Here is a 26,601-nt window from a genome sequence, read left to right as displayed (position 1 = left end):
TTGCAGCCTGAATTATAAATGGAGATACGTGGACAAAGGTTTCGTTTTTTACTGAAAGTTTTCCTTTTAAAAACGACCTAATGAACAACATGAATAACCATTAAATACGAATACAATGAAAAATATCACAGAAGTTTTAAAAGAAAGAATCCTTGTTTTAGACGGTGCCATGGGAACTATGTTGCAGGCGTATAAATTTACGGAAGAGGATTTTAGAGGTGAGCAATTCAAGGATTGGAAATTATCTGTGAAAGGAAATAATGATATGCTTTCTATTACGCAGCCAGAGGCAATTAAAGAAGTGCATAGAAAATATTTTGATGCAGGTGCTGATATTGTTGAAACAAATACATTTTCTAGTACTACTATTGCAATGGCAGATTATGAAATGGAGGATTATGTATATCAATTAAACTTTGAATCTGCGAAAATAGCAAAAGAAGTAGCAGATGAATTTACCAAGGCAAATCCTGATAAACCAAGATTTGTTGCTGGTTCTATTGGACCAACTAACAAAACAGGGTCTATGTCTCCAGATGTAAATGATCCTGGTTATAGAGCTATTACTTTTGATGAGTTAAGAATAGCTTACAAGCAGCAGGCAGAAGCTTTATTAGATGGAGGGTCTGACATTTTATTGGTAGAAACGGTGTTTGATACTTTAAATGCGAAAGCGGCTTTGTTTGCAATTGAAGAAGTAAAGGATGAACGTGGAATTGATGTTCCTGTGATGTTAAGTGGTACCATAACTGATGCTAGTGGACGAACATTATCTGGACAAACTGCGGAGGCATTTTTGATATCAGTATCGCACGTACCGTTGTTAACAGTTGGATTAAATTGTGCATTAGGTGCAAGTGCTTTAGTTCCGCATTTAGAGGCCATCTCAAACAATACAGGTTTTGGAGTATCTGCACATCCAAATGCAGGTTTGCCAAATGCCTTTGGTGAGTACGATGAGACTCCGGAAGAAATGGCAGGTCAAATTAAAGAATATTTAGATAAAAGTTTGATTAATATTATTGGAGGTTGTTGTGGTACAACACCAGGCCATATAAAGGCAATTGCTGAAGTAGCAGCAGCATACAAACCTCGTGAAATGGCTGTATAGGCTGTTGTAATTTTAAGCAATACAATTCAAGGATAGAATGAGTATAAAACAAACAAAATACATGAAGTTATCTGGTTTAGAGCCTTTGGTTTTAAGTCCGGATATGAACTTTATCAATGTTGGTGAAAGAACAAATGTAGCAGGGTCACGTAAGTTTTTGCGCCTTATTAAAGAGGAGCAATACGACGAGGCTTTAGCGATTGCCAGAGATCAGGTTGAAGGTGGTGCCCAAATTATTGACATCAACATGGATGATGGTATGATTGATGGGAAAGAGGCGATGGTTCGTTTTTTACATTTGATCATGGCCGAACCGGATATTTCTCGTGTGCCTATCATGATTGATAGTTCTAAATGGGATATTATTGAGGCTGGATTGCAGGTTGTTCAAGGAAAGTGTGTTGTGAATTCTATTTCTTTAAAGGAAGGAGAAGAAGCTTTTAGAAAACATGTTAAGTTATTGAAACGTTATGGTGCTGCGGTTATTGTAATGGCTTTTGATGAGGTTGGACAGGCTGATAATTATGAGCGTCGTTGTGAAATAGCAAAACGTTCTTATGATATCATGGTAGATGAGTTGGGGTTTCCATCAGAAGATATTATTTTCGATTTAAATATTTTTCCTGTGGCAACAGGAATGGAAGAGCATAGAAAAAATGCGATAGATTTTATTGAGGCTACACATTGGGTACGTACCAATTTATTAAATGCCAGTGTAAGTGGAGGTGTAAGTAATGTATCGTTTTCTTTTAGAGGTAATAACGTGGTACGTGAAGCGATGCATTCCGTGTTTTTGTATTATGCCATCCAGAAAGGGATGAATATGGGAATTGTGAATCCAGCAATGTTGGAGGTTTATGACGATATCCCAAAAGATTTATTGGAACATGTTGAAGATGTAATTTTAGATAGACGTGATGATGCTACAGAACGTTTATTGGATTTTGCTGAATCAGTAAAAGGAAAAGGAAAAGTACAAGTTCAAAACCTTGAATGGAGAGAAGGTGCTTTACAAGATAGAATTACACATTCTTTAGTAAAAGGTTTAGATACTTATATTGTAGAAGATGTAGAAGAAGCACGTTTATTGGCTGCGAAACCATTAGAAGTTATTGAGGGGAACTTGATGATTGGAATGAGTGTGGTTGGTGATTTGTTCGGTGAAGGTAAGATGTTTTTACCACAGGTTGTGAAATCTGCTCGTGTAATGAAAAAAGCAGTTGCTCACTTAATGCCTTTTATTGAAGCAGAGAAAGATGAAAATTCTAGAGCACAAGGAAAAGTGCTATTGGCTACTGTAAAAGGAGATGTACATGATATTGGTAAAAATATTGTTGGGGTTGTATTGGCTTGTAACAATTATGAAATAGTGGATCTTGGAGTGATGGTTCCGCCGGAAAAAATATTAGAAGAAGCGAAAAATCATAACGTGGATGTTATTGGTTTGAGTGGATTGATTACACCTTCCTTAGATGAAATGGTACATATAGCCAAAGAAATGAAAAGGTTGGATTTTAATATCCCTTTACTTGTAGGTGGGGCAACTACTTCTAGAGCTCATACGGCAGTTAAAATTGCACAACAATATGACCATGGAGTAATTCATGTGTTAGATGCTTCTAGATCAGTTCCCGTTGTGAGTACTTTGATTAGTGATGATACAAGAGAAGGCTTTTTAAAAGAGACTTATGCGGAATACGATAAATTACGTGAAGGCTATTTAAATAGAGCTCGTAAAAAAGTGTATTTGCCGTTAGAAGAAGCGCGTGCAAATAAATTTAAGATTGATTGGAAAGCAGAAGACGTGTACAGACCTAAAAAATTGGGAGTACATGTAATAGAAGATTTAGATTTTAACGAATTGGTTCCTTATTTAGATTGGACTCCTTTCTTCCAATCTTGGGAATTACATGGGAAATTTCCAGCAATTCTTGAGAATGAAATAGTAGGAGAACAAGCAAAAGATTTATTTAAGGATGCTCAAGCGATGCTTGAACGCATTTTAAAAGAAAAATGGTTTAAAGCAAAAGCTGTATACGGTCTTTTTCCAGCGAATACAATTGAGAACTCAGATGATATTGAGGTTTACAAGGATGAATCTAGAACAGAAGTTTTAGAGACAGTTTTGACATTACGTCAACAATCTAAGAAAGGTGCTGGAAAACCAAATATTGCCTTGGCAGATTTTGTAGCTCCTAAAGAAACAGGTTTAGAGGATTATATTGGTGGTTTTTGTGTAACAACAGGATTTGGTGTTGAGGAAATTGCAGATACTTATAAAGCCGACTTAGACGATTATAACAGTATTATGGTTAAAGCGCTTGGAGATAGATTTGCGGAAGCGTTTGCAGAGTATTTGCATGATAAAGTTCGTAAGGAATTTTGGGGTTATGCATCGGATGAAAATTTAAGTAATGAAGATTTGATACGTGAGGAATATCAGGGGATTCGTCCTGCACCTGGGTATCCAGCGTGTCCAGATCATACTGAAAAAACTGCCTTGTGGAGACTGTTAAATGTTGAAGAAAATATTGGAGTAACGCTTACAGATAGTTTGGCGATGTTTCCTACTGCGGCAGTTTCTGGTTTGTATTTTGCACATCCAAAAGCCAGGTATTTTGGTGTTGGAAAAATCACTTTAGAACAAGTGCATGACTTTGCAAAACGTAGAGGATATAGCAATGAAGTTATGGAGCGTTGGTTAGCACCAAATTTAAATGAATAAAGGAAAATATTATTTTATTGATACGAGGAAGCCTAACATTTTTAAAAGTGTTAGGCTTTTTTTTATAGAATGGAATTGTTTATTTTCGCAAGCGCGTTAGGGATAGCAGTGATATCCTTTTTTTAATTTTTAGACGGAGCAGGTTGAAGTCATAAAAAATGAAAAAGATAAAACGAAAAGCCCGGCCGAAAGGTAACGCCCAAATAAAAAACAGAAATGAAAGTTACAGATCACATAAAAGCAGCAAAAGGGAAATCATTGTTTTCTTTTGAAATTGTACCGCCAGTTAAAGGACAAAATATTCAGAAATTATATGATAATATTGATCCTTTGATGGAGTTTAAACCTAAATTTATTGATGTAACCACTTCAAGGGAGGAGTATGTTTACCTTGATAAAGGAAATGGTTTGCTTGAGAGAAAGATTACGCGTATGCGTCCGGGTACAGTTGGAATTTGTGCTTCTTTAATGCATAAATACAACGTAGATACGGTTCCTCATGTTTTATGTGGAGGCTTTACGAGAGAGGAAACAGAATATGTTTTAGTAGATCTACATTATTTAGGGATTGACAATTTAGTTGCTCTGAGAGGGGATGCAATGAAACATGAAGCTCAATTTGTGCCTAGTAAAGGAGGTAATAATTATGCGGTTGAATTGGTTGATCAGGTGTCTCGTTTGAATGAAGGAAAGTTTTTAAATGAAACAGTTGAGATGGATTCTAAACCTGATTTTTGTATTGGGGTAGCGGGCTATCCAGAAAAACATTTTGAATCACCTAGTTTAGATTCTGATTTATTGCGTTTGAAAGAAAAAGTAGATGCAGGGGCTGATTATGTGGTAACGCAGATGTTTTTTGATAATAAAAAATATTTTGAGTTTGTGGAGGCTGCAAAAAATATAGGAATTACAGTGCCGATTATACCGGGAATCAAACCAATAGCTGTAGAACGTCACTTGCAAATTTTACCTAAGGTGTTTAGTTTAGATTTGCCTTTGGCACTAGAAAAAGCCGTGTTGGATTGTAAGGGTGATAAAAAAGCGATTCGTCAAGTTGGTATAGAGTGGGCGATACAACAAAGTAAAGAATTGATGAGTGCAGGGGTACCAACGGTTCATTATTACTCTATGGGTAAATCAGATAATATTGTAAAGATAGCGAGTGAGGTGTTTTAGTCGTTTAAATTTTCCTTACAAATAATTAATAATTATCTCAAATACAACTATAAAAAAAAGTGATTCATACTAAAACTTTTAAGTGAATTATTTGACTACATTTGTATAGATAAAAAAATAAAATAACAATCTAAAAATATATAGTTATGGCATTAGAAATAACAGACGCAACATTTGACGAAGTAGTATTGAAATCAGATAAGCCAGTATTGGTTGATTTTTGGGCAACTTGGTGTGGGCCTTGTAGAATGGTTGGACCAATCATTGAGGAAATCAGCAATGATTATGAAGGAAAAGCTGTTGTTGGGAAAGTAGACGTTGATAGCAATCAAGAATTTGCTGCTAAATACGGAGTAAGAAATATTCCTACGGTTTTATTGTTTAAAAACGGTGAAGTTGTTGATAAGCAAGTTGGAGTTGCGCCAAAAGCAACGTATGCATCTAAAATTGACGCAGCGTTATAAATTATATAAGAATTTAGAACAAAAAGCCTACTAATTATTAGTAGGCTTTTTTTGTTAAAGCAAACTTATCTGTCTCTTAATGATAGGTATGCGATTCATTTTTTTTCTAATATGCTCAGATAAAAGTTATGGTTATTTATTATTCAGTGTGTTCTAACATATTCAAGGACAAAAATAGTGCATACAATAAAAATTATCACGGAAAGATTGCTTTTTTCAGAGGCATCAGGAATTAAAAGAGCTTTATACCGAGACTCATTTTTGAGTTTAGGTTTCTATATGAACAGTGTATAAGTCATTGAAATGAAAATGTTACTGATGAATTTGTAAAGGTTTGAGGGGACTTGATGCTGTTTAAATTTAGGCTTTGGATTTACTGTAGTCTCTGGTTTAATAAAGCTTCTAAGCCAATATTATTTAATTCAATGCGAACGATATTTGAGTCTTCAAGTTCTTGTCGATCGTTAGGGCTACGCTTCCCAAAAATTCATAAACTAAAAAAGAAAGGAAATTATTTTTAGAATACACACTCAATAAATTCTTTAGAATTAGTTATTCGTTTATATATGTCCGGAACAGATAGATAACTATGAATTAAATTTTTCCTAAAATAAAAGTTTGGAAACTTTCCTGTACAAGTGGCTTAAGAAATAGAACATCATTTTGTTTCCTAGGTTTAGAATTTGAATTTATGTTTCGTAGTTTTTTTATAAAATAACAAAAACTGCATTTCTGTTAGCATGACAAAGATGGTTTAATTTCTTTCGTTCTGAAAATGTATTCGTGGGTCAAAATCTAACTGAGTTGTTTTGTAATAAATTATCCTTTAAACTCGAATAGGCAAGAATTGTTATGGTTTGTCTGTAGCTACTAATAGTTCCTAAAGTCATTTAAAAATAATTTTGAACGGTTTGTCGTGTAAGATGTAAAAATAATGCACTTAATTCTATAAATCATACTTAATACCTGGGGGTATTCATGTTTTGTTAATATTAAATTAATGTCAAATAGCGTCATTTGTTATTCTTTTTACTAGCCAATAAAAATAACAAGTACTAAGTTTAATAATACTCTATTCATATGATTTTTTACACTCACAAATTAATAGCAATAATTAATTATTTAAAATCTTTAGCTCTAGTAGCTACAATAATAATTTTCTCTTCTTGTGTCTCAAACAATCAAGAAACAAATAGGGATAGTAAGATCAAAAAAGATTATTCTGCATATGTAAATCCCTTTATTGGAACAGGAGGTCATGGTCATACCTACCCAGGACCAACAAGACCATATGGAATGGTGCAATTGAGTCCGGATACACGCTTAACAGGTTGGGATGCTTGCTCAGGGTATCATTTTTCTGATGATATAGTTTATGGATTTAGCCATACACATTTATCAGGTACTGGTATTGGAGATTATGGAGATATACTTTTGTTGCCAACTACTGGTAAGGTTTATTTTTCGGACGAAAAAAGGGTAACATCAAAATTTAATAAAAAAACAGAAATTGCGGAGGTAGGCTATTATGCAGCAGATTTAGAGGGTTTTAACATCAAAGCTGAGTTGACTTCAACCACAAGGGTTGGGATGCATCAATATACTTTTCCTAAATCAGATGAGTCTTCAATTATAATCGACTTAGGACATAGTTTACAAATGCATAATAATAAGAAAATACAAATTAAAATTATCAGTGATACTGAAGTAGAAGGAATGAAAATTACGCAAGGTTGGGCTACAAATCAGGTAATTTATTTCTATGCTAAATTTTCAAAACCATTTAAGTCAGAAATCTTTGTAAACAATCAATTAAGAGAAGGATTGACAGAATGGAATAAAGATAAAAATGTCAAAGCAAAACTTAATTTTACAACTTCTGAGAAAGAGGCAGTAAAAGTAAAAGTTGCGATTTCGCCTGTAAGCACAGATGGTGCCAAAGCAAATATGTTGGCAGAGCTTCCTGGATGGGATTTTAATGAGGTTGTTGTTGAGAGTAAAAAAGAGTGGAACAAGCAATTGTCAAAGATTAATGCAGAAGGTGGTACAAATGACGAACAAACTATTTTTTATACAGCGATGTATCATTCCATGTTGAGTCCAAATACAGCTATGGATGTAGATGGTGGATATATGGGAATGGATCAAATTGCTCATAATTCAAAAGAGTTTACCAATCATACTATATTTTCTTTATGGGATACTTTCAGAGGTTTACATCCCTTATTGACAATAATTAACCCAGAAAAAGATAATGAGTTAATTAAAACTTTGCTTCAAAAAAGAAAGGAAGGTGGAATTTTACCTAAATGGGAACTGGCATCTAATTATACAGGTACTATGTTGGCATATCATTCTGTAGCCGTAATCTATGATGCCTATAAAAAAGGAATATCAAATTACAATGCAGAGGAAGCTCTAGAGGCAATGATAGAAGCATCAATTTATGATCCATCTATGTTAAAAGTTTCGGGTTATAACAATGCGGCAGGTAACGTAATGGAAATTGGAAAAAAATATGTGTCAGAATTAGGATTTATTCCTGGAGATAAAACTGTGGCTTCTGTAGCCAAAGCCTTAGAGTTTGCATATAATGATTGGTGTATTGCACAAATGGCAAAGGATTTAGGGAAAACTGAAGTGTTTGAAAAATATATAGAGCGCTCTAAATTTTATCAAAAATATTATGATAAAGAAACACAATTTATGAGAGGAATTATGTCAGACAGGTCATGGAGAACACCTTTTAATCCAAACAATTCTTCTCACTGGAAAACGGATTACTGTGAAGGAAATGCATGGCAATGGTCATGGTTTGTACCGCATGATATTGAAGGTTTTCAAAAAACGATGGGAGGGAAAAAAGTTTTTACTGAGAGGCTTGAAACTTTGTTTACAACAAGTCCTAAACAGGATGGAGAACATGTTCCTGGTGATATTTCTGGATTGATTGGGCAATATGTTCATGGAAATGAACCAAGTCATCATATCATTCATTTATTCAACTATTCAGAAAAACCTTGGTTAACTCAGCACTACGCGGATATGGTAATGAATGAGATGTATTTTAATAATCCAAATGGTTTGGCTGGTAATGAAGATTGTGGACAAATGTCTGCTTGGTATGTGTTAAACGCCATGGGTTTCTATCCTATTTGCCCTGGAAAACCTGAATATTCAATAGGTCGTCCAATTTTTGATAAAGTTGAAATCAACTTAGATAATGGAAAAAGAGCAACTTTGATTGCTCGAAATAATAGCAGAAAAAATAAATACATACAGTCTATAAAAATCAATGGTACTAAGGTTGATCAAACTTATATAACTCATTCAAATCTAATCAATGGGGATACGATTGAGTTTGAAATGGGGGCTAGCGTTGTTAAATAATTAATTAATTAATAGCTGTATTAAATGGACTAGTTAGTGAACATTGGTGTACTGATAGTGAGAAAATAAAATTTTTAGCAGTCCCCAATTGTATTCGAGAGCTCACTGTAAACTCAGGATTTTGGAATTAGTATTGGAATATTAATATTGATAAATCTTTTGGGAACTCTATGAAAGAGATGTTATTTCATTTAGTAATTTATAAAAATGAATATTTATGAAAAATCAGATTTTGAAATTAATATTGTTAATGAGTATAGTTTTTTTTGTTGGTTGTGAGAATGATATAGAGACAGAAAATAGCGGAACTACTGATTATTTAGAAACTGACAACGATGCTATCAATGATGAGGAAGGCAACGATGAAGATGGAGATCCTAATGAGGAGAATTCTGAAATTTTCATATTAGCCTATATAGAGGAAGAAGGGGTTGTTAAGGTAGAAATGGAAAGCGTATTGGATGCGTTAGATTGGACGGTTTCAACTCAAGAAAATTTTCCAAATGATTTGGATAATCATTTTAGGTCAGTCGCTAATTTAGCGGGTTATACAGGTGAAGGCTATATGTATAATGGTACTGGTGTTCAATATTTTCATGAACCTGGTACAGGTACATTAACCTACAATATTAAAATAACCAATGTTGGAACATACCATTTCCAATGGAGGGCTCTGATAATGAATAATATAGATGGGAATACAGAGCACAATGATGCTTGGCTTCGTTTTCATGATGCCGACGATTTTTATGGTTATAAAGGTACTGTTACTCCGCAAATCGTTTATCCTAAGGGGGTTGGTAAAACACCAGTTGTAGACGGGTCTAGTAAAGATGGTTGGATGAAAGTATATTTTAAAAACGTTGCAAATTGGTCTTTTACTGGGAGTACTTCTGATGGAGGAGGATATGATATTTATGTTGTTTTTCACGAACCAGGGATCTATAAAATGGAGGTTTCTATGCGCTCTACATATATCGCCTTAGATCAATTTGTTTTAATGAAAGAAGGGGTAAACGAATCCTTAGCTAAAAGAGTTACTACTTCGGTTAGTAAGATTGAAAGTATACAGAAATAAAGACTAAAATAATTTCTGCATATTGAACATTTTGAATATATCAGATAGATATATTTATCTTCAGAAAAAGTCGGAAACTAATGATTTAAATGGTAGAAATAGTGGTGAGTTATAAACGAATTATGTAACCCCAATATTATTAATCCGTTTAAGATATAAATTAAATAAAAGAATAATTTTAAGCATATTAAACATGAAAAAAATAACGCTACTTGCATTTGTTATGTTGTTTGGCGGAATGACCGTTATAGCAAAGAAAAAAAATCCAAAACCTAATGTATTACTCTTTTATGCGGATGATTTAGGATGGGGAGATTTAAGTATTAACAATGGAATAATTCCTACCCCTAATATTGACCAAATCTTTAAAAGAGGTACTACTTTTAATAATTATGGAACTCATTGTGTTTGTTCTCCTTCTAGAGCCGGATTGTTAACAGGAAAACATTACGTGGATGTGAACGCCGGCCCACAAACAGGAGGTGAGTTAGATCCAAAGGAAACAACAATTGCAGAATCCTTTAAAAAGGAAGGGTATGTAACTGGAGCATTTGGAAAATGGCACAATGGAAATCCTCCAAACTACGGTAAGAATCCTACCCCAAAGATTCAAAAGAAGTATAGTATAGGTTATGGTGTAAACAATCATGGTTTCGACAGATTTGTTGGTTATTATGGTGGTGGTGGTAACTACTTCACGAGATACACTTCTTATTATTATTTCAATACTTGGTACCATGATAATGAGAACAAACCAGATGAGAAGGGATACACAACGGATTTGGTAACAAAATATGCGATAGATTTTATGAAAGAAAACAAATCAAAGCCTTTCTTTTGTTACATTCCTCATGAAGCTATGCACAATCCAATTCATGCCAAGTACGAAGATATCTTAAGAGTTCCAGAATCGGTTAGACAAGGTGAAAAGTTATTATCAAAAGAAGAATACATGTCTTGCTTTAAAGATGAAGTAAGCTGGAAAAAATTATCGAAAAAACAAATACAAATTATTCGATCAGCAATGTTGATCAGTTTGGATGATGCAATAGGAAGAACAATTCAATTCTTGAAAGAAGAGAACTTGTATGATAATACAATTATCATGTTTACTTCCGACAACGGAGCAACGCCAGAAGGGAATAATTTACCATTAAGAGGAGGGAAACATACTGTATTTGAGGGCGGAATTCATGTTCCTGCTGCTATTTTGTGGGAAAATGGAGGTATTAATCAAGGGAAAAATTTTGAGGGAGACTTTGGTTATTTAGATGTGTATCCTAGTTTATCTGCAATGGCTGGGGTTGAACACAAAGTACTTTCAGAAATTGATGGAAAGGACTTAAGTAAAGAAATATTAGCGAATACAAAGCTAGAATCAAGATACAAGCATTGGGTTTGGAGACAACAAGGAGTTGTTAAAAATGAAAAGTGGAAACTGATTTACAACCTGAAAAGTATGCAGTTGTATGATTTAGAAAAAGATATCAGCGAGGAAAAAAACGTAGCTAAAATATACCCAGAAATTGTAGCAAAATTAAAAATAGAACACGAAAATTGGTTGGAAGAAAAAAAATGTAAACCTACCTATATAATACCAGAAAATGATAATATCGAAGCAACCCCTGAAGGAGAAGTGTTAGAGTTTTATGCAGAGCAAGTTAAAGAGGTAAACAACCAAAGAAAAGGGTTGAGATTTGTTTTTGCTTTAGGATACCCTAAAGATAAGGCTGTATTACCAGGTGATGTTATTGAATACGATATATGCGTGGCTAAAGATGGTAGAGAAGATGGTATTTTGTATACACCAACTACTGGATGGAGCCCTATGTTTTTACAGAACACAGGATACGATCAGTTTGGAAGATTGCAGACTACAGCTCCAAAGATAAAGGGAGGTAAAGGTGTTTGGGAACACAGAGTTTTGGGTGTTGGAAACGTTTGTCCTTTAAGAATTCCTTTTAACGTGATTGCAATGGTAGGAAAAAAAGAAGGAGTTTATCATTTTTATATAGATAACATTGTTGTAACTCGTGAAGATGGATCTAAAATACCTTTATGGCAAAACAAATCCAATACCTTCGCTAGGTGGAATGAAAAACCTTTTATGATGACACCAAAAAATAGTGCCTTTAAAGATATAAAAGTAAATGCAGTACAATTATCTAGTATACAATAAATTTAAATGAGCTTATCAAGAAATATCAAAGTTGTTTTTTTAATAGTTGTGTTATAGTATGTTATGTCGGTGATAAACAAAAAACAAGAATAAGTTACCTTCAAAATAGAACAATCTAAAATACTCGTATTTGATGCAGAACATGAGATAAAAGTGTTTTACATGAGAAAAAATAACAACTACATCTATGAGCATCTTTTCGAGGAAAATCGTCATAAAAGTAGAAGATATAATTATAAAAGAGTAATTAATTTTAAGAACCAATTCAAATTTTAAAAATGAAAAAAATTATCATTCTATTATTTTCAGTTTCATTGATTGCTTGTAAAGGACAAAAGCAAGATACGAGTAGTAGAACATTAAAACATAATCCTAAAAAGAATGTTCTTTTTATTGTGGTAGATGATTTAACAACAGCTTTAGGATGTTATGGTAATAAAGCAGTATTAACACCGCATATCGACGCCCTTGCTAAAGATGGTATCTTGTTTAATAACGCTTATTGTAATTATTCAGTCTGTAACCCTAGTAGAACTTCTTTCTTAACGGGTTTGACTCCTGAAACGACCACTGTTATGGATAACAAAACACCTTTGCTTTCTATTTTAGGAGACAAAGTTACACTACCAGCTTTATATAAAAGCAATGGTTATCAGACTGCTAGCTATGGTAAAATTTTTCATAAGTCTAATAAAGGTTACAATGATCCAAAAGCTTGGGATATTATAAAAGATTACCAAACAACCAAGATTGGAAATACAGGGAAAAAGAGAAACATGACTGATGGAGCATTAAAATGGTGCAGATGGTTAGAGGCAGAGGGTACGGATGAAGATCAGGAAGATGGTATGATTGCAAGAGATGCTGTAGAATTCTTAAAATCTAAAAGAGATAAACCTTTCTTTTTAGCTTTAGGTTTTAAAAAGCCACACGATCCATTCAATGCACCAAAAAAGTATTTTGATTATTACCCAATGGATGAAGTTAAAATTCATGAATTGCCTAAAGATTGGAAGTCTCCGAATAAACTAACGCTACCAGATGCGACAAAAATTTTTGATAAGTTTTCAGATCAGGATAAGAAAGAATTTATAAGAGCTTATTATGCTTGTGTTACTTTCATGGATACGCAATTAGGGAAAGTAATCAAGGTCTTAAAAGAAACAGGAGCGTATGAGAATACGTTAATTGTTTTTTTAAGTGATCATGGTTACCATCTAGGAGAACAAAACTGGTGGAATAAAGTTACTCTGTTCGAAAAAGGAACAAATGCGCCTTTTATAGTATCAGGAAACTTGGTTAAATATAAGGGAGTAGAGTCAAATTCTATGTTTGAGTATATCGATATTTACCCAACATTGGCAGATTTTTCTAATTTAGATAACACACCATCGTACTTAGAAGGAAAAAGTTTCAAAAAGGTATTAGATAATCCTAAAACACCCTTTAGAACGGAAGTAAGGGCAGTAATTAAAAGAGGTGAAAGACTTGGGAAATCAGTTAAAAATAAAAACTGGAGGTATGTACAGTGGGATAATGGCAAGTTTGGAGATGAGTTGTACAACCAGAATACAGATCCTTTTGAGTATGAAAATTTAGCGGATGATAAAGCATACAGTAATGTCAAGATGCAAATGGAAAAATTATTGAATTAAGGTTAAAATCAATAACCATAATCTAAATATTATTTATCCTGATAATTTTTTAATAAAAAACAATTATGAATTATAAAATAATGTCAAAACTTTTAGCCATAAGTATTGTGGCTGTTCTTTTTAGCTGTAAAAAAAATAAAACAACTGATTTTTTGGCTAACAATGAAGCTGAATTACCCAATATATTGTTTTTATACATGGATGATATGGGAATAGGAGATCCACAATGTTATAATTCGGAATCATTGATTCCTACACCCAATATTAACAAATTAGCGGCACAAGGAGTGCGATTTACTGATGCGCATTCAGCTGCTCCTGTATGCGGTCCAAGTCGTTATGGGTTAATAACCGGGAGGTATCCTTGGCGACGTGGCGAAGAAGGATTTGGAAACGGAGAAATGTATGAAAGTGTAATGATAGAAAAAGGTCGTGAAACTCTTGCCTCTGTACTTAAGAAAAAGGGATACAACACTGCTCAAATAGGTAAATGGGGGCTTAAGAATAATTACAATGATGCGGTAAAAGAAGGAGAGGAACCAGGGTCAATAGATGCTTATGATTTTCCTAATAAAAAACTACTAGGTTCAAACTTAGCAGGATTCGATTATGCTTATACTCAAACACACATATATGAGAAGGAGGGTTTTGACAGTATAAAAGGTATGGCTCCAATATCGGATTGTAAAATGCCTTTTGTAAACGGTTTGCCAGTCAATAAGGATTTGGAACCTGAAAATCCGTATAATTGGGTGCCTAACAGTGCTAAAAAAGTTATTGAATATTTAGAAGTATTTGCAGGCAAAAAAGAGAACCCAGAATATGGAATGGATAAAAGTAAACCATTTTTTATTTATTGGGATCCCCCAGGACCTCATGCTCCATACGTACCACTTCCTGAATTTGTAGGGAAAACTAAGGTTGGGAGATATGGTGACTATGTTTATGAAATTGATCACTATATTGGAAAGATGTTAGAAACTTTAGACGAACTTAATTTGTCAAAAAATACGATCGTGATTTTTTCTTCAGATAATGGTGCAGATAAATATTCGTATGATAGAATTCAAAAATTCAAGCATTATGGTATGGGGACATGGCGTGGCTTAAAACTAGATGTTTGGGAAGGAGGGAATCGCATTCCGTTTATTGCTAGATGGCCTGGACAAATTGAACCGAATACAATAAATACGCATCAATTTTGTTTGACAGATATGATAGCTACATTCGCAGAATTGGTAGGGGGTAACTTATCTGATGATGCAGGTGAAGATAGTTTTAGTATTCTAGAATTGTTAAAAAATGGAAAACCAACGGAAAAACGAGCACCAATTCTATACAATACACCTCGTAAATATTTAGGAATACGTAAAGACGAGTGGGTATATATTGATGCACCTGCGGGAGGCAAGGGTGAGCCAAAGTGGTTTATAAATGAACGGGGAATCAAAGAACACAATCAAAAGAATGAATTATTTAATTTAAAAGATGATCCCGGGCAAACAAAAAATTTAGCTCTTGACTATCCTGAAAAAGTAAAAGAATTGAAACAGGAATTAGAGAAAATGGTTGCGCAAGGTAACTCAAAAGAATAAATTATTAAATTAATACAAATTCAACAATGACAATTAATAGTAGTAAAAACATCGTTATATCTTTTTTAGCAATTATTTTAATAGCCTGTTTTGAGGGTTATTCGCAAAATAACACAAAAAAGGTAACCTATGTAGGAATAGATGGAAAGGATCAAGATATACAAATCTTTTTTCCTAAAAATCATAAAACAAATGACAAGAAAAACTGTTTTGTTTTTTTTCATGGGGGTGGATGGACCAAAGGTAATTTAACTCAAGGAAATGAAATTTGCAGTTATATGGCTGAAAGAGGATTGGTTGCTATTTCCGCCAATTATTCGATGCATGAAAAAGAAAAATCCAAGAATTTACCAAATGGAGAGTCAAAAAAAAGAATATGTGTTACGGACGGGAAAACTGTGGTCAGATGGGTCAAAGAGAATCATGAGGATTTAGGAATAGATCCAGAGAATATCGTTGTTAGTGGAGTATCTGCAGGTGGGCATATAAGTGTGATGCAAATGATGGATACCCAATTCAATAATCCAAAGGATAATACAGAAATTACAACGGATGTTAAAGCGTTTGTGTTGATATGTCCTGCATTTACATTATTGGAAAGAGATAAAACTCCAGAGCTAAATGTATTCAATCATTTAGATAAAAAATTTCCACCAATGCTCTTTATTGTAGGAGAAACTGATAAATGGAAAAAAGCCTCAGACAAACTCGTAGCCAAACTTAAGGAGCAGAAAGAGGTAGATTTGGAATTGTGGGTTGGACTAAATTCTCCTCATATGTTTTACAGAGAACAAAAATGGATGCCTTCAACACTATTAACTATAGATAACTTTTTAGTAAAGAGAGGCTTTTTATCCGGAACAGCGACGGTTGAATTAAAAAAGGAAAGTAAAAGTCTAGTAGGAAGATAACCTTTAATCCTCAGTATGCTACTCTGAAAATTTACTTCAAAAAACATTTTCTGGTATTCAAATAAAGCCTCCTTGTATTGAACTTGCTTAGTTTAATTTAAGGAGGTTTTCTGTGTTGGAAGAAAAATGTTTCTATAAAAGGCTATTCGGATACCTATAGTATGGTAGTTGTTTGCTTAGTTCGCGGACAAATAAGTTGTGTTTGTACATTCTAAATGATAAAAAAGTTAAATATGAAACTTGTATAACGAAATAACCTCACGCTGCAGTAGAAATAATTATATCAGTAGCCAATAAATACTGACAAAGTCAGGAAATAGATGGTAACATCGTGGACGAGTTGCATTTTACCAATAAGATGATTTTGGAGTTGTTGGCTTTGTCAAGAGAGGTATGGATAATCACTTTTTTTATATCAACTTATGTTAAAAAAAATATTGAGTAGCATTCCAGCTTTTCAAACCATTAAGTAAAAAATACAGGGATTAATATGGTTTATATGTTGAAAGGAAATTTTTTACCTTAATAATATCTTTTAAATAAATTTGTAAATAAAATGATAAGCAATATAAAATTCAATAACATCAAAAGTTTAATTTAATAACTTAGAGGGATTAAATACCAATTCATTTTTTGAAAACGAAAAAAAATCCGACTTTGAAAACTATCAAAGTCGGATTTTTACAATATAATATATAGAAACAACTAACGAACTAATGTGAGTTTTTCTTCTTATTCTTTTTATTTTGCTTTGGAGCTAAACCAATTGCTTGATCATATTTTTTCTGTTGTTTCTTGGTGAAAGGTTTCATTTGAGATCTCCAATCTTTGAAAACATCCTGCAGTTCTGCTACTTTTTCAGGATTTGAATCTGCGATATTATTTTTTTCAGAAACATCATTAGGTAAATAGAATAAATGTGTTTTTAATGGAGATTTATTGTTTACTTTGTCGTAAACTAATTTCCAACCATCTTTTAAGACTGCGTAGTTAGCGGCTCCATTATACCAAATAAATTCATCATGCAATTTATCCACTTTTCCTTTTATTAGAGGCATTAAATCCTTTCCATCAACCATGATTTCTGGGATTTCCATTCCAACAGCTTTTAAACTAGTAGGTAATATATCAAATGACATAATCGGTGCTTCTACAACAACCCCTGGTTTGATCTTATCCTTCCATATCACTCCAAATGGAGTTCTATGTCCACCTTCCCAAAAAGTGTGCTTATTTCCTCTTAATGGAGTGTTATCAGCTTTCATTCCAGGAGCACCACCATTATCGGTTAGAATAAAGATCAACGTATTGTCATAAATTCCATTGTCTTTTAATGCTTTTGTAATTCGACCAATATTTAAATCCATATGGTCTATCATCGCCATTAAGATATCTCTTGTTTTATCTCCTGTATTATATTTAAGGATATCTTCATCAGGTGCTTCAGCAGGTGAGTGAACGGCATTAAAACTTACCTGCATAAAAAATGGTTTATTTTTGTTTTTATTAATAAAATTAACAGATTCATCTCCAATTCTTGTAGTGAGGTAACCCTGATCGTTAATAGGGTCTAAATTCTTTTTCATACCATTGTACTCCATGTTTTTATCTCCAACTGGACCTAGGTCAAAATAGCTATGCCCCCCATGACCTAAAAATCCGTAAAAATAATCGAAACCTCTGTTGGCAGGGTTGTATTCCGGAGTTAAACCTAGGTGCCATTTTCCAATCATTGCTGTTGAATATCCTAATTCTTTAAAATATTCAGGTGCAATTTTTAAGTTTTTGTCAAAACCTTGGCGTGTATCAGGTGTATTATACAAACCATTTCTTTGTTGATAATTACCACTTAATATAGCTCCTCTGGTTGGAGAGCAAGTAGCACCACTAGTATGTGCATTCGTAAAACGAGCACCATCCAAAAGAAGTTTATCCATTTCTGGAGTTTTTACGTCTTTTTGAGAAAATTCAGACAAACTATAATCTGCATATCCTTGATCATCTGTTAGAATGATTAGAACATTTGGTTTTTTAGATTGCGCATTAGACAAGTTTGCAGAAAAAATTGCAAAAGTCATAAAAAATAGAATCAAAGTTTTTGATATGTTGTAGTTCATGTTTAATAAAATTAATTTCTCAAATATATCCGAATAGATTAAAAAAATAATAATAATCTATTAATAGGTTCTTTTAAGTAACCGTTGTAAAATAATTAAGAACATTATATTAAAGTTTTGGTTAAAGGTTTAAGTTAGGTATGTTTTTTTTGAAAAATCAAAATTTAAAAATTTATTTAGAGTAACGTAAAGCTTCTTTAGAATTAAATTTAGTGGTCTCCTATTTGGTTAAATTAAGTTCCTTCAAGGGAGTTCTGCTTTAGCAAAAATGATACCCGTCTCGAGAGTTACTTCATTTAAACTACGAAAAATTTGCTAATGCAATGACCATTATATGAAGTAATTTTTTAGCTAGTTAAAATAACTTAGCGTCTATTTGTTTAAATAAGGGAAGTTTATTTAATAAAAAAATTAAAACATTGATTTAGAGTGTCTTTACGAGGTGATTGTCGAGTTGAAATATTTTATTCTACCTTTTTTGATTAGGATTACTAGGATTAATTTTTCGATTTTTCATTTCGGTTACTACAGTTGCATATTTAGACTTACTTATTTCTTCCCAATTCATATTCTTAATTAAATTGTAATATTCACCTGGGTCTTTACTATGATCGTACAATTCATATTGTACTGGATTTCTATCAGCCCATACCGTAAAACGATAGCGGTTGGAAACAATGCTGTATTGCAAATTATTTACATCATTTCCTTCGTAAATAAACGCTTCGTTATCCCATGTAATAGTTGGATTTTCAACAAGAGTCTTGAAACTTTCCCCTTCAAGGTTTTTAGGTGGTGTAATATTAAGATAGTCTGCAATTGTTGGAAATATATCTACCAACTCCACGATACTTTTAGTTCGTTCTCCATTGGTTTTCAAATTTGGGGCGTAAAAAATCATTGGTACACGAGCGCTTTGTTCATAAAGGGTTACCTTTCCCCAATGGTTAAGATGTTCTCCTAGGTGATAACCATGATCGCCAAAACAAATAATTATAGTGTTTTCCCAGAGATTATGAGCATCTAACTTATCGAGAAGGCGTCCCATTTGATTATCGGAAAAAGTAGTAGCTGCTGCATAAGCAGCCATAAATTGTTTGCGTTTCTTCATGTCCATAGCATTGAATTTTTCTCTGCTAGATTTTGGAGTTGCCCAATTATAAGGAGGTATTAAATCTTTTGGCTCTTCAATCAGCACCATTTGATTTGTAGGGTATAAATCGAAATAACTAGAAGGGGCAATATACGGGTTATGAGGTTTTTTGAATCCCGCAGCAAGAAAAAAAGGTTGATGTAGGTTTACGGCTTTGTCTAAGAATTGTTGAATATCAGAAGCTACTAAATGATCTGTATATCCGTATGCATCTAAATCTTCTGGTCCTTTATAGGCATATTCACGAGATTTACCATTTAATTTGATATAGTTGGGGTCATTATTATATTTACCTGCTTTTTCATGATTTATGGGGTCTTTGTATTCTTTTTTATCCTCTAGATCCATATTCCATGATTTTCCATCCCCTGAATTATTATGAAAAACTTTACCAATAGATATCGTATAGTAACCATTGGTTCGTAGAAATTGAGGGAGTGTTATAATGTTTTTGCTAAGTTTGAAATCAGTCTTAGTATTTTGCACAACTTTGGTACTGGGGGGCCTTAAGCCACTAAGAATAGATGCGCGACTAGAATTGCATACGGGAAATTGACAATAGGCTCTGTCAAATCTAACTCCACGTTTTGCTAGACGGTCAAAATTAGGTGTTTGAACATCAAAAGGAGTAAACGAATCATGATCTCTTAAATCATCAATAATAATCATTATAATATTAGGCAGAGTAACTTCTTTTTGGTTTTGTGCTGAAGTATACATTGATGATAGAGAGAATAAAAATATGCTAGATATTAGGAATTTATTTAGTATTGTGCCCTTGGTTTTCATTTTGTGTTTTATGAGTCGTAGTTTTATATAATAAAAAAGGTGTTTTATATAATAAAACACCTTTTTTATTCTCATTACTTTATTTAATTAATAAGTATTTTGTTCGTTGAAGATCGATCATTTATGGTTACTTTTAAAAAGTATAGTCCTGGTTTAACTGAACGAACATCTAAAACATTTGAGTTTAACTGTATATCGTAAACGCTTCTTCCAATTGTGTCAAATAATTCAATATGTTTAGTTCCTAAGATAGTGGAGTTTATGGTTACTAAACCATCTTTTACAGGGTTAGGATAAATTGATAATTCTGAACTTGAAAATTCTTTGGTAGATAAAGTTAATGAAAATGACCCTAAAGGATATGGGATAGAAGGCGATGCTACTTCGAGACCGGCTAAATAGGCTTCTATACCGCCACCGCCATTAGCATCACATTTCACCTCACTGTCTACACTATTAAACCCCGTAAACACCCAGTTACTTAGGTTAAAACTCCCGTAATTTGGAGATCCATCTAGTCTAACAACAACCTGATCTCGGTGATCCCAATCCGTACCGACACCATCATTACCATCTTCTAAACCAACTCCAAATTGATCTGTTATCACGCCATCTACAATTGCTCTATATGCTTTATCTCCATTAGAAGTCGCTGAAACCGCGATGGCATTATATCCAGAAGTTCCGGAAGTAAAGTTAAAAGTGGTACTTGGGAATTCAGCAGCAATATCAGTTTCGCTAGTTAATCTCATGATATAAAAAAATTGATCGCTAACCATTACACCATTAAGTGTACCTAGACCAATATTATTCCAGGCATCAATGGTTCCATTTGTAACGTTTAAATCAAAATCTCCTAAATCTAAAGTTCCGTCAATATAAAGTTCTACAAGTCTTGCTTGTGAACTACACTGTGTTTCAACAACCTTCGTTATTGTAACTGTTTGTGCATAATTCATTGCTGTACATAATAAAAATAATTGGTAAAGTTTTTTCATGATAAAATAATTTAATTATAAATTAATGGTTAATAATTTTGTTAATCTTTTAAGTTCGAACTTTTTAAAGATTTGGTTTAAATCGGCAAGATAATTTTGCTTTGTTAAAATTCAATTAATTAATGATTAACATGAATAATTTTCGATAAAATTAAGGGAGATAATCAGCCTTAAATTCATGTTTATGCATTTTTTAATCAAACGTTTTTTTCTTACCGTATCAATAGAGTCTGTATCGTTCAGAAAATTTCTTTCAAGTCAAAAACAATTGTTTGCTTAATTTGGAAATTTTAATACTTCCAAAGTAGCGAAGACCTAGGTTATAAATGGAATCGTTTTATTACGAATACATCAAAAAAGATGATGTATAGTTTGTGATAAGTCATTTAAAAGACTTTAAGGTTTTGTTGTTTTGTGATGCCCAAGTTGGATGTGAAAAAGTTTAGTTTATCCTTAATTTTTTTTCGAGTCATCTCGGTTTTAATTTTCAGATTTTTTTGTCGTAAATGTATTTAGATAAGTCGTCCATTGGTCTTGAGTTTTAATATCACCTGCTTTTTCCCAAGCATAACCCGCGTTGTAAGTAATTGCTCCTTTCTCGTTAGTTTTAGCGATAATTAAAATATGCCCAGTATTATTTTTACCCGTTTTTTTCTTTCCGGGTAACATTTCAATAGATGATATTTGTTTAGGGTTCATAGAAACTGCGGTCCCAAGTCCATATCCATCATCGAGTGATTCATAGCAGGAAATCCAGCCAGAAGCTGTATTTATTGTTGTAATTGCATTACCATCATGTGTGGTAATACCAACACAAACTTCTAAATCTTTAGCAATTTTACCATTTTTGTAAAAGGTACTTTCAGCTTGAAACAATCGCTGGTTCATTTTAAGTGAAATTTTCTTTTCCTCCATATAAACATTACCTTTAATTTCCTTGATATAAGACAATACAAACTCACAATGGTTGTCACTTAATTCTAAAATTTTCCATGCTGTAAAACAATCTAATTCTTTTCGTTCATTTTCTATCCAGACTGCAGTACCGCCGGTACCAGCTGAGTTACCGACTTTGTATCCATCCCAGCCTTCACCGCGATCTATATGATAAGAATAGCCTTCTTGTTGTAATTTATACCACTTATTTATAATGGGATATTCTACATTTTTAGTCCAGATATCACAACCTGCTCCTTCAATTTTATTTCGCAAGCTTGGACCGTAAAAACGCATAGCTATATAATTATTTTCAAACATAAAATCATCTTTGCGTTCAGGTATAAAGCGACAAAAAACCTTTGGCTTTAGGTCTTCAATTTGTATTAAATTATCCTTAAGTGTTTTTTTATTTTGACTGAAAATGTTCAGACATACTATTAAAACCAATATTACAGATAGCTTATTTCTCATATTCTTAAAGTATGGGCAAATGACTATAAATTGATAATTAAAATACGTTAATGTTTTTTTGTTTTCCGCCAGGTATGAAGCTGTGGATTATTGATTTTTGGAGTATTGCCAAACATAGGTATAACCTTTTTTGCCATGGTTTCTATTATTTCAAGGATTTAATTTTTGTTTAATTCTAATAAGGCATTCGTACACCATAATACAGGTGCTTGTCCATGAAAATCACCTGTACGACGTTTTCTTTTAAGATATGCTTCTGCACCTGTCATTTCATTGGTACCGATACACACGTCCGAAATTTCTCCATTTTCATTAATCTTTTCAGTCAAAGCCAACCATCCTTTGCGAGCTGCAGGTCCATAAGTTTTAGCATCAAGCCACCCTTTATTAATTCCCGTAATATAGGAATATGTATACATGCCAGTACAAGAAGTTTCTTCATAAGCCTCTGGGTAATCAACTAATTGACGCCATAATCCACTTTTTGCTTGCAATGGTAGTAGACCAGCCATAAGTTTTTTATAGTACTCCATTAAGCGAGGGTATAATATATGATCTTCTTTAAGGGTTGTAAGTGCCTCCGTTAAACCAGCAGCTACCCAACCTATACCGCGTCCCCAATAAAAGGGCACACCATCGGTATGCGGAAGCAACCCATTGTTATCTTGCAGTTTACTACAATATGCATGAAGTAATAAAGCTGCGTTATTTACATATGTTTGATCTCCTGTAATACGTGTTGCCAATGCGTCTATTGAAGCAATCATATAAGCATCATCAATCCACCAGCGTGCTTGCCAAGTTAATCCATCTTCAGGATTAGGGTCTTTCCATTGTAGGTCTACCATTTCTTTTCCTAGACGATAAAAGCGTTTATCTCCTCTAAGTCTATATAATTCGAAAGGGACTAATGCGAAAACCGTAAAATCTCCGTGAAAACCTTGTGGAATTAAATGAGAATCTTTTTCATCTACAATAGGACGATAGCGTTTCTCTAAGCTTAAGAGTAGTTTTTTGTCTTTAATTAAATCGGAAAATTTAATAGCTCCATAGGCGGTAACTATTTCGGCATAGTGAATTGATCCTTTGCCTTTATTATTGAGGAAATGTGTTAGCATATAATCTCTTCCAAGAAGATTTTCCGTTACTCTAAGTCCAATTTCTTTTGGTGTTTTTCCTTTAGGGAATTTAGTTAGATGTTTATCTTTTTGAGCGTGTAGCATAGAGCAGGTTAATAATATTATCGCTTGGATAATAAACAAATTCTTTAGTTTTAAGTTTATAAGTTTCATGGTTGTAAGTTTTAAAAAAGTATATTTTTCTCTAATTTGAGAGGTTGTTATTAATATTTGATTAATAGTAGATTAATACATTCAATTAGAGTTTTATGAAACTTACAATAGGTTTGAGAAGTTTTATGATATACCTACTCACATAAAATTTTGTTTGCTGTAAATAATCAAGGATGATTCGCAACTTCTGATGTCGCCATTATGAATGTAAGGGATATTAAAATGTATCAAAAGAGAAAACTATTGAGCCATTATCCATTAAATCAAAATGCAAGCTTTAGATCACATCGAAACATAAAAAACAAATTACTAGAATTACTAAACTTATTAAATTAAATAAGTTCAATTTACTTGAGTACAATGGGGATTTAAAACTGCCGATGTACTAAGTTCTTTAAAATTCTTGATCATATCTTTTTCAAGAATCATTTCAATTAATTAAAAATTAACCCAAAATTAACTCAGATATCCGAATTTGCTGAAAATATGAATTTTTACAAAATCGAGTATTAATTATTTTGGGTAAAAAACAATTATCATTTTTAGAATCTAAACAAGTCTTTAAAAATACTGTTCCATCCAAACTGAGCATCTTTATTGATAGAAAGCGGCTGGGGGAAGGTTCAATACTATTTTTTTTTAAGTTCTTCATGTTTTCAATGATTTATAGCATAGCTCTTGGCGAATTAACAGAAGACCATAGCGAGTAAGTTAATTGCACTATAATTATGACTAAATTTTTAAGTCGTAAAAATTTAATTTTTAGCAGTATGTATTCAGTTCCTAATATTTTTCGTGAAGAATCAAAAATAATTCCAATTGTAATATGGTGTTTGTTTTTCAATTTTGTTGGAAAAGCAATGCATAATAAACCGCCAAACGTAATCATCATTATGACAGATGATCAAGGCTATGGTGATTTTGGTTTTACGGGAAATCCCCACGTTCAAACTCCAATTTTGGACGCCTTAGCTAAGAAAAGCATAAGATTTAATAATTTTTATGTGTCTCCAGTATGTGCTCCAACTCGTGCAAGTTTAATGACTGGAAGGTATTCTTTAAGAACTGGAATTAGAGATACTTATAATGGAGGAGCTTCTATGTCAACTAATGAAGTTACGATTGCAGAATTATTAAAAGAGAAAAATTACAAAACAGGTATTTTTGGAAAATGGCATTTAGGTGACAATTATCCGTTTAGACCGACTGAACAAGGGTTTGACGAATCTTTAATTCACCTTGCTGGAGGAATGGGACAAGTTGGGGATATCACAAATTTTTTTAAAGGAAATACTAGTTACTTTGACCCTGTTTTATGGTATAATAATACTAAAAAATCTTACCAAGGATATTGCTCTGATATTTTTACTGATGGCGCAATCTCCTTTATTGAAAAAAACAAATCGAACCCTTTTTTTTGTTACTTGTCCTTTAACGCACCTCACACACCCTTACAAGTTCCTGATAAATATTATAACAGATATAAAAAAACAGACCCCTCAATTGGTTTCAAAAAAGAAAATATACCCGTTCTACAGATGTCTGAAAAGGATAAAGAAGATGCCCGAAAGATCTATGGAATGGTTACTAATATTGATGATAATATTGGAAAACTGCTACAAAAACTAGAGGACTTGAAAATTTCCGAAAATACAATAATCATTTTTATGACGGATAACGGACCGCAACAAAATCGATATATTCAAGGAATGCGTGGTCTAAAATCAAGCGTATATCAAGGTGGTGTGAGAGTTCCAATGCTCATAAGATACCCTAAGGTTTTAAAAAATGATAGGGATATCTCTACCATGACGGCACATATAGATATTCTTCCTACAATAGCTGAATTTTGCGGTATAGAACTATCAAAAGAAAGTATCCTGGATGGGAAGAGCTTGGTGCCCCTTATAAATATGAGAAATGTTGAATGGACCAACAGATTATTATTTTTTTATTGGACCCGACGTTATCCAGAGCTATATAATAATATGGCGGTTCAAAAAAATGGTTTAAAACTCCTAGGTAAAACTGATTATAATGCTAAAATTGAAAAATTCGAGCTGTATGATATTGGAAAAGACCCTTATGAGCAAAACAATATTATTTTAAACCATAAACCGACTGCACGGAATCTAAAAATTGAAATGGACAGTATTTACAAAGTACTCATAAAATCTAAAAACCTTGTAAATCCTCCTTTACCAATTATTGGGACTGAATTTGAAAATCCTGTAATCCTAAATAGAAATGATGCAGATGGACAACATGGTATTTGGAAAGAAGAGGAAGTATATGGGAAATGGAATGTAAGCTTCAAAAAAGGGTATTATAATGTGAAATTTAAGTTTATCAAGCCTATTGAAAAAGGTGGAAAAATTATTCTAGAAACAACAGGGATTATTTATCAAAAGAAAGTCAAAAATGTGGAATCAGGTTTTATAAAAATGGATTCAATTTTTATCTCTGACATAGATACAGAACTTGTTCCTTATTACGCAGTAAAACAAAAAAAAATATTTCCTTTTTATATAGAATTGGAAAAATACTAATCTAAAAAA

The 26,601-nt window shown here is 32.9% G+C and carries 16 protein-coding genes; 11 read left to right on the top strand and 5 right to left on the bottom strand.

Annotated elements, in window-relative coordinates:
• Positions 1-115: 115 nt before the first annotated feature.
• From AC2DZ0_RS05540 to AC2DZ0_RS05495, 10 genes are all read left to right on the top strand, one after another.
• Positions 116-1,111, top strand: coding sequence for a homocysteine S-methyltransferase family protein (locus AC2DZ0_RS05540; protein WP_484492017.1), 996 nt, complete (start codon positions 116-118; stop codon positions 1,109-1,111).
• A 37-nt stretch (positions 1,112-1,148) separates the two neighbouring features.
• Positions 1,149-3,836: a methionine synthase gene (gene metH / locus AC2DZ0_RS05535; protein WP_484644199.1), complete on the top strand. Its 2,688-nt coding sequence runs from the start codon at positions 1,149-1,151 to the stop codon at positions 3,834-3,836.
• 216 nt (positions 3,837-4,052) lie between these two features.
• Entirely contained in the window at positions 4,053-5,012 is a 960-nt protein-coding gene (gene metF, locus AC2DZ0_RS05530; protein WP_484492015.1) for a methylenetetrahydrofolate reductase [NAD(P)H], read from the top strand.
• A 146-nt stretch (positions 5,013-5,158) separates the two neighbouring features.
• Positions 5,159-5,476: a thioredoxin gene (trxA, locus tag AC2DZ0_RS05525; protein WP_484492014.1), complete on the top strand. Its 318-nt coding sequence runs from the start codon at positions 5,159-5,161 to the stop codon at positions 5,474-5,476.
• Between the two features lie 1,080 nt (positions 5,477-6,556).
• Positions 6,557-8,866, top strand: coding sequence for a GH92 family glycosyl hydrolase (locus AC2DZ0_RS05520; protein ID WP_484644197.1), 2,310 nt, complete (start codon positions 6,557-6,559; stop codon positions 8,864-8,866).
• A 217-nt stretch (positions 8,867-9,083) separates the two neighbouring features.
• Complete coding sequence (locus AC2DZ0_RS05515) at positions 9,084-9,944, top strand: hypothetical protein (RefSeq protein ID WP_484644196.1); 861 nt, start codon at positions 9,084-9,086, stop codon at positions 9,942-9,944.
• 193 nt (positions 9,945-10,137) lie between these two features.
• Complete coding sequence (locus AC2DZ0_RS05510) at positions 10,138-12,123, top strand: sulfatase-like hydrolase/transferase (protein WP_484644194.1); 1,986 nt, start codon at positions 10,138-10,140, stop codon at positions 12,121-12,123.
• Between the two features lie 278 nt (positions 12,124-12,401).
• Positions 12,402-13,778: a sulfatase gene (locus AC2DZ0_RS05505; RefSeq protein ID WP_484644192.1), complete on the top strand. Its 1,377-nt coding sequence runs from the start codon at positions 12,402-12,404 to the stop codon at positions 13,776-13,778.
• A 65-nt stretch (positions 13,779-13,843) separates the two neighbouring features.
• A complete protein-coding gene (locus AC2DZ0_RS05500; RefSeq protein WP_484644190.1) occupies positions 13,844-15,373 on the top strand; it encodes a sulfatase family protein in 1,530 nt (509 codons plus the stop codon).
• Between the two features lie 26 nt (positions 15,374-15,399).
• Entirely contained in the window at positions 15,400-16,284 is an 885-nt protein-coding gene (locus AC2DZ0_RS05495) for an alpha/beta hydrolase (RefSeq protein WP_484644188.1), read from the top strand.
• Between the two features lie 713 nt (positions 16,285-16,997).
• On the opposite strand, the gene AC2DZ0_RS05490 is transcribed toward AC2DZ0_RS05495, so the two are convergent.
• The 5 genes from AC2DZ0_RS05490 to AC2DZ0_RS05470 form a co-directional block, all read right to left on the bottom strand.
• Positions 16,998-18,401, bottom strand: a complete 1,404-nt coding sequence (locus AC2DZ0_RS05490; RefSeq protein ID WP_484644187.1) for a sulfatase family protein — start codon at positions 18,399-18,401, stop codon at positions 16,998-17,000.
• Between the two features lie 469 nt (positions 18,402-18,870).
• Positions 18,871-20,274, bottom strand: coding sequence for a sulfatase (locus tag AC2DZ0_RS05485; RefSeq protein WP_484492006.1), 1,404 nt, complete (start codon positions 20,272-20,274; stop codon positions 18,871-18,873).
• Between the two features lie 152 nt (positions 20,275-20,426).
• Positions 20,427-21,341, bottom strand: coding sequence for a T9SS type A sorting domain-containing protein (locus AC2DZ0_RS05480; RefSeq protein ID WP_484644185.1), 915 nt, complete (start codon positions 21,339-21,341; stop codon positions 20,427-20,429).
• Positions 21,342-21,821: 480 nt separating this feature from the next.
• Positions 21,822-22,751 (bottom strand): DUF4861 family protein, encoded by a 930-nt coding sequence (locus tag AC2DZ0_RS05475; protein WP_484644184.1) that lies wholly within the window; start codon positions 22,749-22,751, stop codon positions 21,822-21,824.
• 158 nt (positions 22,752-22,909) lie between these two features.
• Positions 22,910-24,043, bottom strand: coding sequence for a glycoside hydrolase family 88/105 protein (locus AC2DZ0_RS05470; protein ID WP_484492003.1), 1,134 nt, complete (start codon positions 24,041-24,043; stop codon positions 22,910-22,912).
• Positions 24,044-24,771: 728 nt separating this feature from the next.
• On the opposite strand from AC2DZ0_RS05470, the gene AC2DZ0_RS05465 reads away from it, so the two are divergent.
• Complete coding sequence (locus AC2DZ0_RS05465) at positions 24,772-26,592, top strand: arylsulfatase (RefSeq protein ID WP_484644183.1); 1,821 nt, start codon at positions 24,772-24,774, stop codon at positions 26,590-26,592.
• Positions 26,593-26,601: the final 9 nt, after the last annotated feature.

The sequence above is a fragment of the Flavicella sp. IMCC45668 genome (genome assembly GCF_057219105.1).
Note: the sequence above shows the minus strand (reverse complement) of the source record. Positions and strands in the feature narration are given on the sequence as shown.

Bases quoted from the DNA above. Each gene is read 5' to 3' on its own strand.
- AC2DZ0_RS05500 (WP_484644190.1), top strand. From the start codon at position 13,844: ATGAATTATAAAATAATGTCAAAACTTTTAGCCATAAGTATTGTGGCT.
- AC2DZ0_RS05540 (WP_484492017.1), top strand. From the start codon at position 116: ATGAAAAATATCACAGAAGTTTTAAAAGAAAGAATCCTTGTTTTAGAC.
- AC2DZ0_RS05495 (WP_484644188.1), top strand. From the start codon at position 15,400: ATGACAATTAATAGTAGTAAAAACATCGTTATATCTTTTTTAGCAATT.
- metH (WP_484644199.1), top strand. From the start codon at position 1,149: ATGAGTATAAAACAAACAAAATACATGAAGTTATCTGGTTTAGAGCCT.
- AC2DZ0_RS05505 (WP_484644192.1), top strand. From the start codon at position 12,402: ATGAAAAAAATTATCATTCTATTATTTTCAGTTTCATTGATTGCTTGT.
- AC2DZ0_RS05470 (WP_484492003.1), bottom strand. From the start codon at position 24,043: ATGAAACTTATAAACTTAAAACTAAAGAATTTGTTTATTATCCAAGCG.
- AC2DZ0_RS05510 (WP_484644194.1), top strand. From the start codon at position 10,138: ATGAAAAAAATAACGCTACTTGCATTTGTTATGTTGTTTGGCGGAATG.
- AC2DZ0_RS05480 (WP_484644185.1), bottom strand. From the start codon at position 21,341: ATGAAAAAACTTTACCAATTATTTTTATTATGTACAGCAATGAATTAT.
- metF (WP_484492015.1), top strand. From the start codon at position 4,053: ATGAAAGTTACAGATCACATAAAAGCAGCAAAAGGGAAATCATTGTTT.
- AC2DZ0_RS05475 (WP_484644184.1), bottom strand. From the start codon at position 22,751: ATGAGAAATAAGCTATCTGTAATATTGGTTTTAATAGTATGTCTGAAC.
- trxA (WP_484492014.1), top strand. From the start codon at position 5,159: ATGGCATTAGAAATAACAGACGCAACATTTGACGAAGTAGTATTGAAA.
- AC2DZ0_RS05485 (WP_484492006.1), bottom strand. From the start codon at position 20,274: ATGTATACTTCAGCACAAAACCAAAAAGAAGTTACTCTGCCTAATATT.
- AC2DZ0_RS05520 (WP_484644197.1), top strand. From the start codon at position 6,557: ATGATTTTTTACACTCACAAATTAATAGCAATAATTAATTATTTAAAA.
- AC2DZ0_RS05490 (WP_484644187.1), bottom strand. From the start codon at position 18,401: ATGAACTACAACATATCAAAAACTTTGATTCTATTTTTTATGACTTTT.
- AC2DZ0_RS05465 (WP_484644183.1), top strand. From the start codon at position 24,772: ATGACTAAATTTTTAAGTCGTAAAAATTTAATTTTTAGCAGTATGTAT.
- AC2DZ0_RS05515 (WP_484644196.1), top strand. From the start codon at position 9,084: ATGAAAAATCAGATTTTGAAATTAATATTGTTAATGAGTATAGTTTTT.